13 protein-coding genes and 1 pseudogene are annotated in these 15,683 nt (G+C 66.6%); 2 read left to right on the top strand and 12 right to left on the bottom strand.

The features are described from left to right. Positions 1-164: 164 nt before the first annotated feature. From BACI348_RS09855 to BACI348_RS09825, 7 genes and pseudogenes are all read right to left on the bottom strand, one after another. Positions 165-401, bottom strand: coding sequence for a hypothetical protein (locus tag BACI348_RS09855; RefSeq protein ID WP_159825353.1), 237 nt, complete (start codon positions 399-401; stop codon positions 165-167). A gap of 97 nt (positions 402-498) precedes the next feature. Continuing rightward, positions 499-726 (bottom strand): hypothetical protein, encoded by a 228-nt coding sequence (locus BACI348_RS09850; RefSeq protein ID WP_159825351.1) that lies wholly within the window; start codon positions 724-726, stop codon positions 499-501. A gap of 6 nt (positions 727-732) precedes the next feature. Then, positions 733-1,659 carry a formyltetrahydrofolate deformylase gene (gene purU, locus BACI348_RS09845; protein ID WP_159825349.1) on the bottom strand — a complete coding sequence of 309 codons (927 nt, stop codon included), beginning with the start codon at positions 1,657-1,659 and terminating at the stop codon, positions 733-735. Then, positions 1,656-3,143: a D-serine/D-alanine/glycine transporter gene (cycA, locus tag BACI348_RS09840; RefSeq protein WP_159825347.1), complete on the bottom strand. Its 1,488-nt coding sequence runs from the start codon at positions 3,141-3,143 to the stop codon at positions 1,656-1,658. Before cycA ends, purU begins: the two co-directional genes overlap by 4 nt. After that, positions 3,133-3,966: a methylenetetrahydrofolate reductase gene (locus BACI348_RS09835; RefSeq protein WP_159825346.1), complete on the bottom strand. Its 834-nt coding sequence runs from the start codon at positions 3,964-3,966 to the stop codon at positions 3,133-3,135. Before BACI348_RS09835 ends, cycA begins: the two co-directional genes overlap by 11 nt. A gap of 36 nt (positions 3,967-4,002) precedes the next feature. Next, a pseudogene (locus BACI348_RS09830) lies at positions 4,003-4,208 on the bottom strand (lipoyl synthase); the annotation flags it as partial. Positions 4,209-4,496: 288 nt separating this feature from the next. Beyond that, complete coding sequence (locus tag BACI348_RS09825) at positions 4,497-5,792, bottom strand: ABC transporter substrate-binding protein (protein ID WP_159825345.1); 1,296 nt, start codon at positions 5,790-5,792, stop codon at positions 4,497-4,499. A 139-nt stretch (positions 5,793-5,931) separates the two neighbouring features. On the opposite strand from BACI348_RS09825, the gene BACI348_RS09820 reads away from it, so the two are divergent. Further along, positions 5,932-6,699 (top strand): FadR/GntR family transcriptional regulator, encoded by a 768-nt coding sequence (locus tag BACI348_RS09820; protein WP_159825344.1) that lies wholly within the window; start codon positions 5,932-5,934, stop codon positions 6,697-6,699. 27 nt (positions 6,700-6,726) lie between these two features. Here BACI348_RS09820 and BACI348_RS09815 read toward each other — a convergent pair whose 3' ends face one another. Genes BACI348_RS09815 through BACI348_RS09805 form a run of 3 tightly spaced genes read right to left on the bottom strand, consistent with a single transcriptional unit; the run spans position 6,727 to position 11,386 of the window. After that, entirely contained in the window at positions 6,727-7,662 is a 936-nt protein-coding gene (locus BACI348_RS09815) for an alpha/beta hydrolase (RefSeq protein WP_159825343.1), read from the bottom strand. Beyond that, positions 7,659-8,651: an alpha/beta hydrolase gene (locus tag BACI348_RS09810; protein ID WP_159825342.1), complete on the bottom strand. Its 993-nt coding sequence runs from the start codon at positions 8,649-8,651 to the stop codon at positions 7,659-7,661. The genes BACI348_RS09815 and BACI348_RS09810 overlap by 4 nt, the downstream gene beginning before the upstream one ends. Beyond that, complete coding sequence (locus BACI348_RS09805; RefSeq protein ID WP_159825341.1) at positions 8,648-11,386, bottom strand: alpha-L-rhamnosidase; 2,739 nt, start codon at positions 11,384-11,386, stop codon at positions 8,648-8,650. The genes BACI348_RS09810 and BACI348_RS09805 overlap by 4 nt, the downstream gene beginning before the upstream one ends. A gap of 151 nt (positions 11,387-11,537) precedes the next feature. On the opposite strand from BACI348_RS09805, the gene BACI348_RS09800 reads away from it, so the two are divergent. Then, positions 11,538-12,368: an IclR family transcriptional regulator gene (locus tag BACI348_RS09800; RefSeq protein WP_159825340.1), complete on the top strand. Its 831-nt coding sequence runs from the start codon at positions 11,538-11,540 to the stop codon at positions 12,366-12,368. 13 nt (positions 12,369-12,381) lie between these two features. Here BACI348_RS09800 and BACI348_RS09795 read toward each other — a convergent pair whose 3' ends face one another. Together BACI348_RS09795 and ppsA are read right to left on the bottom strand one after the other, a co-directional pair. Continuing rightward, a complete protein-coding gene (locus tag BACI348_RS09795; protein ID WP_159829978.1) occupies positions 12,382-13,215 on the bottom strand; it encodes a pyruvate, water dikinase regulatory protein in 834 nt (277 codons plus the stop codon). 18 nt (positions 13,216-13,233) lie between these two features. Beyond that, a complete protein-coding gene (gene ppsA, locus BACI348_RS09790) occupies positions 13,234-15,636 on the bottom strand; it encodes a phosphoenolpyruvate synthase (protein ID WP_159825339.1) in 2,403 nt (800 codons plus the stop codon). Between the last annotated feature and the right edge of the window lie 47 nt (positions 15,637-15,683).

Raw genomic sequence — 15,683 nt, 5'->3', positions numbered from 1 at the left:
CCCACACGGCGGTGGCCACAAACAGGATCAGGCCAAGGAACGCCAGCCACAACAGCCCTTTGATGACGAAGCCCAGGACCGACAGAACAAGTCAGATGATAAGTAGTGTGATGATGAGTCCCATAAAGGAAGCTTAGGCCACCTTGAAGGCCGGGCGTGGCACCCTAACTGGATGCGTCCCTCTCGATTTCCTCGGCGAGGTCGTCCACGGCTTCGGGCCGCAGGTCGATTCCGGCCTCCTCGAAACGCTCCTCCAGAACGTGGCTTACGTCGTCCTGCACATGGCCCAGGCGGATCTCGTCCTTGACGTCTTCGGCGATGCTTTCCGCCGTCTCCACGCCGTCAACCACCTCCGCGCCGTCGTCGTTGAAGGGGGCACCGGTACCAGCTGAGTCAGTCATACCTCATCGTTGCCGCTCGGCGGCGGGTGGTCAATGCCGGGAACGGCACCAAGGAAAGCGGACGACGCCGGGTCCTCCCGCCGTCGTCCGCTTCCCGTTACCGCGCCTGCCCTGCGACCTCCACCTGGACGAAGTCCTGGCGGTGGAACATCCGGCGCTCGGACCAGCCGTCCATCACCACCCAGAGGATGGAGCCGTCAGGGGTGGTGCCGTCCACCACGCCGACGCCGATGTGCTGCCCGTCGCGTGAAAGCCGCACCCACTGCCCCGGCGGCAGGGCGTTCCAGGACACCCGCCGCCAGCTGTGCGCTGCGTTCGGTTCCATTCGCGCCTACCGCAGGATAACCGTGCGGTTGCCCAGCAGCAGGATCCGCCCCTCGCAATGCCACCGGACAGCGTTCCTGAGGGCAACGCATTCCGCGTCCCGCCCCACAGCCACCAGGTCGTCGGCAGTATACGTGTGGTCCACCTCGATGACCTGCTGCGAGATGATCGGCCCCTCATCCAGTTCCGCGTTGACGTAATGGGCGGTGGCACCCACAGTCTTCACGCCGCGTTCGTAGGCTTGGTGGTACGGCTTCGCGCCCTTGAAGCTGGGCAGGAAGGAGTGGTGGATATTGATGGTCTTGCCCGCCAGCTGTGCGGAAAGTTCGTCACTGAGCACCTGCATGTAACGGGCCAGGACCACGAGTTCCACGTCGAGTTGGTCCACCAATTCCAGAAGCCGGGCCTCGGCGTCGGGCTTCGTGACGGCAGTGACCGGCACATGGAAGAACGGGATGCCGTGCCACTGGACCAAGCCTTCCTGGTCGCGGTGGTTGGAGACGACGGCGACGATCTCTACCGGTATATCGCCCGTCCGTGCCCGGAACAGCAGGTCGTTGAGGCAGTGGCCCATCTTGGACACCATCACAAGCACGCGCCGTTTCCGGCCCTGCGGCTCAAGCTGCCAGTTCATTTGCCACTTCTCCCCCACAGGCCCGAAGTTCCGGCGCAGGTCCTCGGTGGTGACCGGCTGCGCATCCGGCCCGGACGGCCCGGACGCGAAGTGCACGCGCATAAAGAAGTGCCCCTGCGCCTTGTCCCCGTACTGCTTGATGTCCACGATGTCGCAGCCGTGCTCCAGCAGGAACGCCGACACTGCATGGACAATACCCGGGGACTCCGCGCAGTCAACCGTCAGGACATGCTCGATGGCGGCAGGGTCCGCGGCTGTGGCGCTTGCCGCCGGGGCTGGTACTGCGAGGGCGATGCTCATTTCTTCGCCCCCTCTTTCAACGCACCATCCAGGTCCCGGCCGATGGCGGACGCCTCGGTGTCCAGGTCCTGTGCAAGCTCGGACTTGAACGTCTCGTGGCGGGCCAAGTGGGCAGGCCGGCGGCGGAGCACCAGCCAGGCGGCGCCGAGGACCAGGAACCAGACCGGCGTAACCAGGAGCGCCAGCAGGGTGTCCGGCTGCGTGGTCAGCGCCCAGAGGACGAAGGCGAAGAACGCGAACACCACCCACACCATCGGGATCCCGCCGGGCATCCGGTACTTGGACGCCTCGTGCAGGTGGGCCCGGCGGCGGCGGAATGCGAGGTAGCTGGCCAGGATAATGGACCAGACGAACACGAAGCAGACGGCGGACACTGTGGTCACCATGTCGAATGCCCTGCCGATGTCCTGGCCCGCGTACATCAGCACCACGCCGGAGAGCAGCAGGACGCAGGAGAGGAACAGGGCGTTCTGCGGGACCTTGCGGGTGGACAGGTTCCGGAAGACCGACGGTGCGTCGCCCTCCTGAGCCAGTCCGTAGACCATGCGGGAGGTGGAGTAGATGCCCGAGTTGGCCGAGGACATGGCCGAGCTGAGCACCACCAGGTTCACCACGGTGGCCGCGGCACCGAGGCCGGCCAGGGAGAACATGGCGATGAACGGGCTGTGGCCGGCCTGGAACTGGGTCCACGGGGTGACCGACATCAGGATGATCAGGGCGCCCACGTAGAAGAGCAGCACGCGGATGGGGATGGAGTTGATGGCCTTGGGCAGGTTCTTCTCCGGGTCCTTCGCCTCGGCCGCGGTGGTACCCACCAGCTCGATGCCCACAAACGCGAACACCGCGATCTGGAAGCCGGCCACAAAACCCATGAACTCGTTCGGGAAGAACCCGCCGTGGCTCCACAGGTTCGTGAAGGTGGCAGGGCCGGCGTCGGACTGGAAACCGGTGAAGATCATGAACATGCCCACGATGATCAGCGCCGCGATGGCGATGATCTTGATCAACGCGAACCAGAACTCGGTCTCGCCGAACGCCTTCACTGTCACCAGGTTCAGGAACAACAGGATGGCCACGGTGGCCAGGCCCGGGATCCATAAGGGCAGCCCCGGCCAGAGTTCCTTGGAGTAGCCGGCGATGGCGATGACGTCCGCGATGCCGGTGATCACCCAGCAGAACCAGTAGGTCCAGCCGGTGAAGAAACCCGCCCAGGGGCCTAAAAGGTCTGCCGCGAAGTCACTGAAGGATTTGTAGTTCAGGTTGCTCAGCAGCAGTTCGCCCATGGCCCGCATCACGAAAAACAGCATGAAGCCGATGATCATGTAGACGAAGATGACGGACGGTCCGGCCGCGGAGATGGTTTTGCCCGAGCCCATAAACAGGCCCGTGCCGATGGCGCCGCCAATAGCGATCAGCTGGATGTGCCGGTTAGATAGCTGCCGCTCGAGATGCGGCTCCTGGTGGCTTACGGGGTTAGTTGTCACGTGCTGCTCCTTGGGTCAATGCTTTCTGGAGTGCTGAAGTGGTTGCCTGGTCCGGCCCCGTGGGCACGGAATCAAGGCTGTTAAAGCTGTAGAGGTGGATGCCGGCGATGCTGCCGGGGCGGTTTTCCAGCCCGGTGATCAGGCTGTCCGGCGAATAGCGGTCCCCGCTCAGGAGCTTGCGGGCCAGCGGGCCCTTCCTGCTGAGGAACTTGAGGGAACTTCCGACGCCGATCTGCGCGCCGAGTGCCACCAGCTTGGTCCGCGGGACGGACCCCGCCACCCCCGCCCAGACGGGCAGGTGGACGCCTTCGCGGCGCAGGAGCGCCGCAAAGTCCTGGATTTTTTCCGCAGCGAAGCACATCTGCGTAACCACGTGCGAGGCCAGGTGCTGCTTGGCCAGCAGTCCGTCCAGCAGGTCCACCGGACTGATCGAAGGGTGGCCCTCCGGGTAGCCTGCCACGCCGGCCCGCATGGTCCCGCCGGTGTACTGGGCGATGTCTTCGAGGACCGGAAGCGCCGAGCCGTAGGCCCCGACTTGCTGCTTCCGGTCACCCCCAATAACGAAAACTTCGCGGATACCCGCGGCGTCGCAGCCGCGGACAATCTCGGTGAGCTCGGCGCGGCTGCGGATGCTCCGCGCGGCCAGGTGCGGGACCACTGTGTAGCCGGCGTCACTCAGTTCCACCGCGGTGCGCATGGTCCGTTCGATGCCGTGGTGCGGCAGGCAGGTGACGCTGAGCGTGGTGGTCTTGGGCACCAGGGCCTGGACCTGCTCAACAATCCCCTGCGCTGGGATGATTTCGATTCTGATGGGGAACATCATTGGTCCTGTCTATGCATCAGTCGTGGTTATTCCAAATCAGGCCGTGGCTGCGAGCAGTGAGCTGGCTTCCTGGCGGGTGGTGCCGGAGTCCTGGATGCCGTCGGCGATGTGGGCCAGTTCGGCGGGGATGTCGCGGCCCTTCTTGCGCATCGCGGTGGCCCAGAGCCGGCCGGCCCGGTAGGAGGACCGCACCAGCGGGCCACTCATGACGCCGAGGAAGCCGATCTCGTTGGCTTCTTCCTNTCAGACTCAGGTACAGGGTCCAAGCCAGCGGGAAGACAATCAGGACCCCGACGAAGATCATCGCAGGGGCGGCAAACAGCCATTTGCGGTGCCGGTTTGACCAGGCGGAGAAGTTACCGCCCATGCTCGGAGGTCGGCCGGCGCTTCGCGCCGGGGCGCTGCCGGGAGCGTTTGTTACAGACATGGTTCACCTAAGCGTTGGGGTGAGATAGGAGCGGTGCCCGGCGGGACGGCACATGCCGTCCCGCCGGGCCCTGGCGCGCAACCTGGGATGAAGCCCGGGACTGCTACTTCTTTTCGCTGTCCAGGAACTTCTGGAAGGCGTCATGCGCGGAATCGGCCGCAGCGGAAGCATCGGCGCCGGTGATGCTGGCGACGATGGGCTCGCCCACGATTTCGCGTGCCTTGCCCACGGTGACAACTTGCGGGCGATCATGGCCCACACCGTTCTTGGCGCTGACGGAGATGGCCTCGGCGAGGTCCTTGGGGTAGGTGGAGGTTCCTTCGGCGTTGGCCCATACCGAAGCGCGGGGACCGGGGACGCCGGCCTTCTGTGCTGCGAGCGTGCGTTCCTTGCTGGTGGCCCACTGGATGAACTTCCAGGCGTTGTCCTGGTTGCTGGAAGCCTGGTTCACGGCCAGGCCCCAGGACGGGATGTTGTAGGGCTTGGAACCGGCGGGACCTGCCGGCAGCGGGGCGAATCCAACGGTGTCCGCCACTTTGGACTTGGCAGGGTCAGTGGCGTTCTTGTACAGCGAGTCGGCCTCGGTGTAGAAGGCAGCCTTGCCCTGGGTGAAGATGGCCATCGCTTCAGGCCAGCTCATATCAGTGCTCACGTTAGCGGGGCCGTAATTCTTGATCAGGCCGCCGTAGTAGCCGTAGGCCTTCTTGGCCGCGTCCGAGTTCACGGCGGACTTGCCGCTGGAATCGGTGAAGTCGCCTCCGAAGCTGTACAGGAAGCTGGAGAACTGGGTGACAGCCGCGGATTTGCCCGTGCGGGCAACGAACCCTGCTACATCGGGGTTGGCTGCCTTGATGGTTTTGGCTGCCGCTTCAAGCTCCTCCATGGTCTTGGGAACCTGGAGGCCGGCTGCCTGGAGCAGGTCCTTGCGGTAGTAGAGGACTTCGCGCTCGGTGATGATCGGGACGCCCACAACCTTGTCGTCAACGGTTGTTGCCTTGACCGGGCCCTCCTGGTAATCCTTCCAGTCCCAACCGGAATCCGAGGAGACCTTTTCCGTGAGGTCCGCCAAGTAGCCATTCTTCGCGAAAGCCTTGCCCTCCTGGAGCGGCCGGTACATCATCACGTCGATCTCATCGCTTCCAGCATTGAGCTTGACGTTGTACTGGTCCGAGAGTTGGTCTTCGCCGAGCTGGGTGAGTTCCACCTTCAGCCCGCTGGACTGCTCGAATTCCGGAATGGCGGCCTTGATGCCTTCGGTCCACACGTGGTTGGCCAGGGTGACCCGGACGGTTCCTGATTCCTTGGCATCATTGCTGCCACCGCCACCGCTGCAGGCGCTCAGCCCGAGCGAAAGCGCCGCGGCTACTGCCGCGTACTTCATAACTGCACGTCGCTTCATTACGACTCCCTTGATCCATGAACTGGCCTGATCCGGCCTGTCGGGACGCAGACGCCTCTTTACGTCTGCTCTGGATGTGAGCATAGGCTTATAAGTCAGACTTAGACAACCCCTTTTGGGCCAGCAGTATGATTTAGAAATGAGAATTCCGAAGGCGGCCTCTCCGACGGACAGGCATGCGGCTCTGGTACAAAACCTTGGCCTGGCCATTGCCGACGGGCGGCTCGCACCGAACTCCATCCTGCGCCTGGATGAGCTTGAGACACAGCAGAACGTGTCCCGGTCCGTGGTACGCGAGGCGGCACGGGTGCTGTCGTCCAAAGGCATGCTGGAATCCCGGCGCCGGTTTGGCACCGTGATCCAGCCTGAAGAAGCCTGGAACCTCTACGACCCCGAAGTGATCCGGTGGCGGCTGGCCTCGTCGCGCCGGCTTGAGCAGCTGCAGTCGCTCAACGAACTCCGCGGAGCCATTGAACCGCAGGCGGCGCGCTTGGCCGCCGGCCGGGTGGGGTGGGATGCGGGCAGCGAACTGGTGGCCCTTGCGGCAAAACTGTGGGCCGCCGGCCAACGCGGCGACGAGGAAGAGTTCCTCCGGCTCGATGTGGAGTTCCACTCGGCGGTGCTCCGGGCTTCGGGCAACGCCATGTTCGCCCAGTTGACGAACCTCGTCACCGAGGTCCTGACAGGGCGCACACAGCATGGACTGACGCCGCACCTCCCGCATCACGAGGCCTTGCAGCTGCACGTGGACGTGGCCAGCGCGATCCAGCGCGGTGAAGCCGCCGCGGCCCATGCCGCCATGAGCAGAATCGTGGAGCAGTCCACCGAGGAGATGAGCCAGATCTGGTCAAGCAGCCATGGCGCTGGCAACGTTCCGCCCGCCGCGCCGGATCAGGCTGTGGGATAGGCCCCAGCCCCTCCCCGCGCGGGACTGCTACTGCGGCTTCGCAGACGCCAGTTCCTTCGCCAGGAAGTCCAAAACCGGCTGTGCCTCCGGGCTGCCCGCCGCGTGGTTGAGGTGGCCGTGTACGGCACCGCGTGCCAGGAAAAAGGACACCGGGACGCCGGCCTGCTCCAGGTTGGCGGCGAAGAGCTCCGAAGACCCGCGCACGTCGTCGTACTCGCAGGCCACGATGGCGGTCGGCGGCAGCCCGGACGGGTCGGCGTACCCGGGCATGGCATAGGACGACGCCATGCTCACGGGACCGCCCACATAGTTCTCGGCACTCCGCACGCAGTCCTCGAGCGTGAAGCGAAGGTGCCGGGGCAGGGTTTCCATCACGGCCTCGTCCAGCCCACCCGCGGGCGGCGGTAACTCCGCATGAAGGAAGGGGTAGGCCAGCAGGAGCTTCGCGGGAAGCGGCTTGCCGGCGTCGGTCAGGTACAGCGCCGCGCCCACGGCAAGGTTTCCGCCCGCGCCCGCGCCGCCCAGGCACAGGAGTTCCGGATCCAGCCCCAGCCCGGCGGCGTTTCGGCGCACCCAGGACCAGGCCGCCAGCGCATCCTCATGGGGAACCGGGAAGTGCACTGCGTCGCGGGCCAGCCGGTAATCGACGGACAGCACCGGAATCCCTGAGGCTGCCAGCACCCGGCCCAGGTAGTCGGATTCGGGCATGTCCAGGCCGCCGCTGACAAAACCGCCGCCATGAAGCCACACCAGCGCCGGCGCGGCCGTCGAAGGCTTCCCATAGATCCGGATGTCTACCGGTCCGCGCCCACCTTCCGCCGAAACGGTGCGGATGGGCACGTCGGGACCCACCTTGCCCGGCAGGGTTTCCGGGCCTTCCGGTGCCGCCAGGTACTGGGCGAAACCCGCATCGGGCGCCAGCGTCGGCTCGTCCACGGGGATGGAGGATTCCCGGGCGGTCATGGCCGGCCCAGCTTCGCCGCGAAGAAGCCCACGGCGGCCGCGAGGATGGCGTCCAGCTGGTCCTCGGCCCCAAAGAAGCAGTGATCCCCGCCTTGGATGGTGACCACCTGATGCTCCACTCCGGCGTCCGCGAGCGCGGCGGCCAACAGGTCGCTTTGCGCGTGCGGCACCAGGTTGTCGCTGTCCCCGTGGATCAGCAGGAACGGCGGCGCGTCCGGGGTTACGTAGCTGACGGGACTGGCCGCGGCCAGGAGCGCGGGATCATCCGAGCCGCCCACCAGCATGTATTCCGGCTGAAGCGGCATCCCGGCGGGAACCGCAGCGGTCAGCGCCGGCGGGAACAGGCCTGCCGGGGTATCCATCGGCGGGATGTCCACCAGCGAGGAGACACCATAAAAGTCGACGACGACGCTGACGCCGCCGGGGTGCCCCTGCGCACCAAGGCCGCCGTGCAGGTCCTTCCGGTTTCCCGTGAGTCCCAGCAGTGCCGCGAGGTGGCCGCCGGCGGATTCGCCCCAGGCTCCGAACCGTTCGGGATCGACGCCGAGGTCCCCGGCGAATTCCCGCAGGTACCGGACGGCCGCCTTCAGATCGTGCAGCTGGGCGGGGAACGGCGCTTCCAGTGAGTGCCGGTAGTCAACCGTGGCGCAAGCAATCCCGGCCTCGTTCAGCAGCCGGAATACCGAGTCCGGCGTAAACGTGGGCGGCAGTTCGCGGCGGTCACCGAGCTGGAAGGCGCCGCCATGGATCCAGACCACCAGCGGCACCGGAGCTGCGGCCGCGCGCGGCAGCCAGATGTCCATCTTGAGCGGCCGGAAGCCGATGGCGCGCGCGTACGTGATTTCGCGGTGCACCGCCGACCCGTCGGAGACGTTTTCCGGAATACCCGGGGCATCGAACACGGGGAACGGCGGGATTTCCACACCACCGGGGCGGGCAGTATCAAAAGGTTCGGCGTGCTGGACCTCGGTGGCTTCGTTGACACTCATCGTGCGCTCCTTGCTGGCTGGGGATGTGCCGGGGCGGTGCCGCCGGCGGGGGCGGTGAAGTGATGGGTTCCGGGCCCGACGACGGCGGGAAGCCGGCCGGGGAGCCGGACTTCGGCGATGGTCCCGGCCGGGACGGCGGCACGGAGCTGCAGCCCGCCGTCGTCCGTTGTCCACTGCACCTCAATCAGGCCCTGCGGGCCCTGATGCGAGGTGGCCGCGGAGGTCAGCCCGGCGCCGGGGCGCGGTTCGATGATGATCCGTTCGTATCCGGCGCTGCCCGTTGCCTGCCGGAGCCCGGCGGTGTAGCGGTGGAGGAAGGACACCACGGCGCCCTTGCTGTAGTGGTTGAGCGACTGGTGCGGGGCGCCGCTAGCGTCAATGCCGTTCCAGAGCTCCCACATGGTGGTGGCGCCGCGGTCCACCATCACCAGCCAGGAGGGTTCCGTGTCCTGCATCAGCAGCTCGTAGGCCAGGTCCAGTTCGCCGTTGTCGGCGAGGACCGGCAGCAGGTAGGGCGTAGCGAGGAAGCCGGTTCCCACGTGCGTGCCGGCGGCCCTGATCAGCGAAACCAGCTGGGCCGTGACGTCAGCGCGACGCCCGGCGCTGACCAGGTCAAAGGCGAGCGCCCGGACGCAGTTGGCCTGGCTGGGCCGGGTAACGCGCCCGGTGGAATCGAGGTATTCCGCTTCCCACGCGTGCCGGACGTTGTCCGAGAGTTCAGCGAGCGCATCAGCCTCATCCGCGTGGCCCAGGACCAGCGCAGTTTTCGCCATCAGCGCGGTGGTGTTCCGGTAGTAGGCGGTGGCCACTATCCCGTGGTCGGCGGAGCGGGCGGCGAACAGGTCCGGTTCCGGTCCGTCCGGCTCCATCCATTCGCCCCAGTGGAAGCCGGTGTCCCAGAGGTACTGTTCGTGCGCCGCGGGAACAGGGTTGGCGGCGGCGCGGTCAGGGTGCCGTTTGCCCTCCGCTGCACTCCTGACAAAGCCGAGCCAGCGCTTCATCGCCTCCCAGTTCTCGGCGAGCACGGCTGTATCGCCGGTGGCAAGGTACACCTCCCACGGCACCATCACGATCGCATCGCCCCAGCCCGCCGAGCCGTTCACGAAGGCCATGAAGTCAGCGGATGTCACCTCAGGGCCGGGTGAGGGCGAAATGTTGGCAACCACGCCGTTCTCCCACTGGTCGGCGCGGACGTCGTTCAGCCACTTCCGCGAAAAACCCGCCACGTCATAGAGGTACGCCGCCGTGGGGACGAACAGCTGCCAGTCCCCCGTCCAGCCGGCCTTCTCCCGCTGCGGGCAGTCGGTGGGGACCTCGCAGGCATTGTCCCGAAAGCTCCACCGTACGATCTCGTGGAGCTTGGTCAGGCGTTCATTGCTGCAGGTAAAGGTGCCCAGGGGTTCCAGGTCGGTCTGGACCAGGCAGGCGGTGATGTCCCCGGCCGCCAGGTCCGCGGCGAGTTCCTGGACCGACACGTACCGGAAGCCGTGGGTGGTGTGCCGCGGCTCGAACACCTCCCCTGGAGCACCCGACGCCGTCACTTCATCAACCTGCCCGGCGGACAGGAACTGGCCCGGCCGCTTGAAATCGTGCGGGCGCAGATGCTCCTGCATGACGTCGCCGTTGGCGTCCAGCGCCTCGCCATACGTCAGGCTGACCGGCTCCCCCGGCGCGCCCAGCCGGCTGAGCCGCGCCCAGCCGTGGATGTTCTGGCCAAAGTCCACCACCTGGTGCCCACTGGCGAGGCGGGTGATGGCTACCGGCGCGAGTTCTTCCACGATGCGGGTGGGCGGCGCCACTGGCCCGGTCAGCGTTTCGTAGCTTCCTTCACGCACGACGGCGGCACCCGGGACCGGGGCCGCGGCGTCGGTGGGTGCCTCGCGGCGCCCGCGCCGGAAGTCCACGCGCTGTCCCGCCATCAGGTCCGCGCTGACGATCTCCGTTGCGGACACCAGCCAGGACTCATCGGTGCCGATGACCGTCCTGCTGTTACCGGACTGGATCTCCACCTGCGCAAGGAACGCGGTGTGCGTGCCGTACATGTCGGCGTCGCGCGTGTACCCGAAGGTTCCGCGGTACCAGCCGTCGGTGAGGACGGCCCGGATGGTGTTGGCACCGGGGCGCAGCAGCGCGGTGACGTCGTAGGCCTGGACCTGGAGGGTGGTGTTGTAGCTGGTGGAGCCGGGCGTGAGCTGCTGGTCCCCCACGCGTTGTCCGTTGAGGAACAGTTCATAGAGGCCGTGGGCGGTGGCATAGGCCCGTGCGCTCTCCGGGACGGAGTCCATGGTAAAGGTCCTAGACAGGGCGTAGCCGGGGCGCTCTCCCGGGGCCGGAATGTCGGGTTCCGCCGGGCCGATCCACTGCGCGGTCCAGTCGGAGGGGTGCAGGAGTCCCAGCTCCACGGGCATCGGTTCAGACCATGCACTCTCAATTTCGGTGCCGTCGGAATCCGTGGTCCACGTCCGGACCCGCCACTCGAAACGGGCCCGGGATTCCAGCGCCGGGCCGGGGTATGGCACCAGGACGTGCTGCCCGGAATCCACCCGGCCGGTGTCCCAGCCGGTGGTCGCGGTGATCCGGTACGCTGTCTGCGCTCCACCGGGGGTCCAGCTGAGGCGGGGTTGGACGTTGGTGATGCCTATCGCTTCGCGGAGGTGTTCGACGCGGAGCCGGCTGGGCGCGGCCGGGGCCAGGAGGGTTTCCTCGACGGCGGCGTCGAGACTGGTGGAGGTCATGCGGGAAGCTCCTGAACGTGGGACAGCTGGGTTTCCAGCTTCGTTTCCGGCAGGTGGCCCTCCACAGGCATCTTTCATTGGTTGGAATGGTATTGTGTTCCAGCTCACGGACCTTGGTCCGGACCTCCAACAGCGCAAGGACCCAAAAGCCATGACTGTCCCTCCGGACACCGACCCCACTCCTGCCCGCGGGAAGCGACCCAAGCAGGGCGAACCGGTGATTGACCGGGCGCTGAGCCTGCTCGCAGTCTTCTCCGACCGCCGTCGTGCGCTGACCCTCTCGGAACTGGCCCGCCATGCCGGGATGCCCGCGCCCACTGCGCTGCGCCTGATCGCGCGGCTGGTGGCGTGGGGTGCGCTGGAGCGGCTCGACGACGGCAGGTATGTGGTGGGGGTCCGTTTGTGGGAGGTGGCGTCCCTGTCGCCGCGCGGCCACGGGGTGCGCGAGATCGCGTTGCCCTACCTTGAGGACCTGTTCGAGGTGACCCGGCACCATGTGCTGCTGGCGGTCCGGGACAATGAGGAGGCGGTGCTGATCGAGCGGCTGTCCTCGAAGGATGCAACGGAAGTGGCATACAGGGTGGGCGGACGCGCGCCGCTGCGGAGCACCGCCGTCGGACTGGTGCTCCTGGCGGGCGCGGACCAGCAGTTCCAGGAGGCCACGCTCCGGAAGCCGCCCGAGAACGAGCCCGGGGTGGAGCACATGCCCGAGGGCCAGCTGCGCCGGACCCTGTCCGATGTGCGGCGGACCGGGATTGCCATGATCCGCCGCTCGGCGCCCTCGAAGACGGTGTCCGTCGCGTCGCCCATCTTCGACGCGCAGGGCTCGGTGGTGGCCGCATTGTCCATCGTGGTGCCGGACGGTTCAACGCCGCCCAACGTGCTGGCCCCGGCGGTCCGCGCTACGGCACGTGCCGTCTCGAGGAACCTGGGCCACCTTGCCGAGATCAGCCCGGACGTGCGGACGCACTCCCAGGGGTAGGACCGCGGCAGGGTCAGTGGTGCAGTTGCATCCGTTGCAGGACGGTGGCGGAGATTTCCTCCACCGACATTGACGCCGAGTTCACGTAGGGCACCTGGTTGACCCTGTACATGTCCTCGGCGTTGCGCAGTTCGAAGGTGCACTGGCCGAGCGAGGCGTAATCGCTGCCGGGCCTGCGTTCCTGGCGAATCTGGCTCAGCCTGACGGGCAGCGAGGTGAGCCCGAAACACTTGTCCACGAACGGCAGCAACGGTTTGGGCAGGGACATGCTGGCGAAGTCTTCCTCCACCAGGGGAAAGTTCGCGGCGAGGATGCCGTGCTGCAGCGCCAGGTACATGGTGGTGGGCGTTTTCCCGCAGCGCGACGGGGCGATGAGGATCAGCTCGGCGCGCTCGAGCGCACGCAGCGACTGGCCGTCGTCGTGCTCTATCGCATACTCGACGGCGGCCATCCGCGACTGGTAGCGGACGGCGTCGCCCACGCCGTGGGCCTGGCCCGGCTGCCCGCTGGCGGGGACGTGGAGGGCCTGTTCCAGCTGGCCGATGTGGGCGCCGAACAGGTCGAAAAAGTGCCCGCGGCTCCGGGCGAGGACGGCCCGGATGTCGTTGTCCACGGTGGTGGAAAAGATGAGCGGCCGGGGCCCGGCCACGGCGAGCCGGTCGATGACGTCCACTACCTCGTGCGCCTGCTCCACCGTGGTGATGAACGGGATGGTCCGGCGCTCCAGGTGCCGGCTGGGAAATTGGGTGAGCAGGGTGTTGCCCAGGGTTTCGGCGGTGATGCCGGTGCTGTCGGAAAGGAAGAACACCGTGGGGGCGGACGAGCTGCCCGTCCCCACGGTATCCATCTGGTGTTCGTCCGCCACTTAGACCGCTGAGCGCGTTCCGGAGCGGGCCAGGCGCAGCCAGGTGTCGGTCACGGCGTCGGGGTTCAGCGAGATGGAGCTGATGCCCTGGGCCAGGAGCCACTCGGCAAAGTCCGGGTGGTCGCTGGGGCCCTGGCCACAGATCCCGACGTACTTGCCCTTGGCCCGGCAGGCTGCAATGGCCATTTCCAGGAGCCTGGTCACCGCGGGATTGCGTTCGTCGAAGCCTTCGGCCACCAGTGCGGAGTCCCGGTCCAGGCCCAGCGTGAGCTGGGTCAGGTCGTTGGAGCCGATGGAGAAGCCGTCGAAGTACTCCAGGAACTCGTCGGCGAGCAGGGCGTTGGCGGGCAGTTCGCACATCATCACGATCTCCAGGCCGTCCTCGCCCCGGCGCAGCCCGTTGGCGGCGAGCAGCCCGGTGACGCCGCGGGCTTCATCCAGGGTCCGCACGAACGGGACCATGATCTTGATATTGGACAGGCCCATGTCGTTGCGCACGAATTTCAGGGCTTCGCACTCCAGCTCGAATGCCTGCCGGAACGAGTCCGAGAGGTACCGGGACGCGCCCCGGTACCCGATCATCGGGTTCTCCTCGGACGGTTCAAACGCAGGACCGCCCAGCAGGTTGGCGTACTCGTTGGACTTGAAGTCCGAGAGCCGGATGATCACCGGCTCCGGCGCGAAGGCCGCGGCGATCGTGGAAATGCCTTCGGCCAGGCGGCGGACGTAGTAGTCCCGCGGCCCGTCGTAGGCTGCGGTCTTTTCGCGGATCTGGCGCACGGTGTAGTCCGAAAGACCGGCCGGGCGTTCGATGTCGCCCGCCACCGCCAGCAGGGCGTTGGGGTGGATGCCGATCTGCCGGTTGATGATGAATTCGAGGCGGGCCAGGCCAACACCGTGGTGTGGCAGCCGGGCGAAGCTGAAGGCCTGCTCGGGGGTGCCCACGTTCATCATGATCTTGACCGGCGCCGGCGGCATGGTGTCCAGGCTGGTCTCATTCAGTGTGTAGTCCAGCAGGCCTTCGTAGACCAGGCCGGCCTCGCCCTCCGCGCAGGACACGGTGACCGGGATCCCGTCCGTCAGGACCCGGGAAGCGTTGCCGGTACCGACGACGGCGGGGATGCCCAATTCGCGGGCGATGATGGCTGCGTGGCAGGTGCGGCCGCCGCGGTCCGTGACGATGGCGGCGGCCTTTTTCATGATGGGTTCCCAGTCCGGGTCCGTCATGTTGGCCACCAGGACGTCTCCGGCCTGGAACGATGCCATCTGGTCGATCGAGGTCAGGACGCGCACCTGGCCGGCGCCGATCCGCTGGCCGATGGCACGACCCTCGGCCAGGACAGCCGAGCGCTCGTTCAGTGTGTACCGGGAGATGGTGCCGGTGGCTTTGCGGGACTCGACGGTTTCGGGGCGGGCCTGGAGAATGTAGAGTTCCCCGTCCACGCCGTCCTTGCCCCATTCGATGTCCATGGGGCGGCCGTAGTGCGCCTCGATGGCCACGGCGTGGCGGGCCAGCTGCTCGACTTCTGCGTCCGTCAGGCTGAAACGGCGGCGCAGGTCCTGCGGCACGGGAACGAAGTCCACGGTCCGGCCCACCTCTTGGGACTCCGTGTAGGTCATCTGGACCGCTTTTTCGCCCAGGCCGCGCTTGAGCACCGCCGGCCGTCCGGCTGCCAGGGCGGCCTTGTGGACGTAGAACTCGTCAGGGTTGACTGCGCCCTGGACCACAGCCTCGCCGAGGCCGTAGGAGGAGGTGATGAACACGGCGTCGTTGAAGCCCGTTTCGGTGTCCATGGTGAACATCACCCCGGACGCGCCGACGTCGGAGCGGACCATCCGCTGGACGCCGGCCGAGAGTGCAACTTCTGAGTGCGTGAAACCGTGGTGCACACGGTAGGCGATGGCCCGGTCGTTGTAGAGCGAGGCGAAAACGTCCTTGATGGCGAGCAGGATGTTGTCCACGCCCCGGATGTTCAGGAAGGTTTCCTGCTGCCCGGCGAAGGAAGCATCCGGCAGGTCCTCGGCCGTAGCGCTGGAACGGACCGCCCAGGACACGTCGTCGCCGTGCTGGTCCGTCAAGCGGCCATAAGCGGACCGGATTTCCTCTTCGAAACCGGCCGGGAACGAGGTGCTGCGGATCAGGTCCCGGATCTGACTCCCGGCAAGGGCAAGCGCGGTCACATCGCCGCTGTCCAGGCCCTCGAGTATGCCTTCGATCCGGGTATCAAGCCCGGTACCGCTGAGGAAACGCCGGTAGGCGTCGGCTGTGGTGGCGAAACCGCCGGGTACCTTCACCCCGGCCGAGGCGAGGTTCCGGACCATTTCGCCGAGTGAGGCGTTTTTGCCGCCGACTTGGTCGAGATCGGTCAGGCCGAGGTCCGAAAACCAAAGAACGTCAGTCATAGGTGGTGCTCCTTCGTTGGGCACGCTCTGACAAGCGCTGAAAAAAA

This window comes from Arthrobacter sp. 9AX (genome assembly GCF_902506095.1).
GTDB lineage: Bacteria > Actinomycetota > Actinomycetes > Actinomycetales > Micrococcaceae > Arthrobacter.
This window is presented reverse-complemented; position numbering and strand designations above follow the sequence as displayed.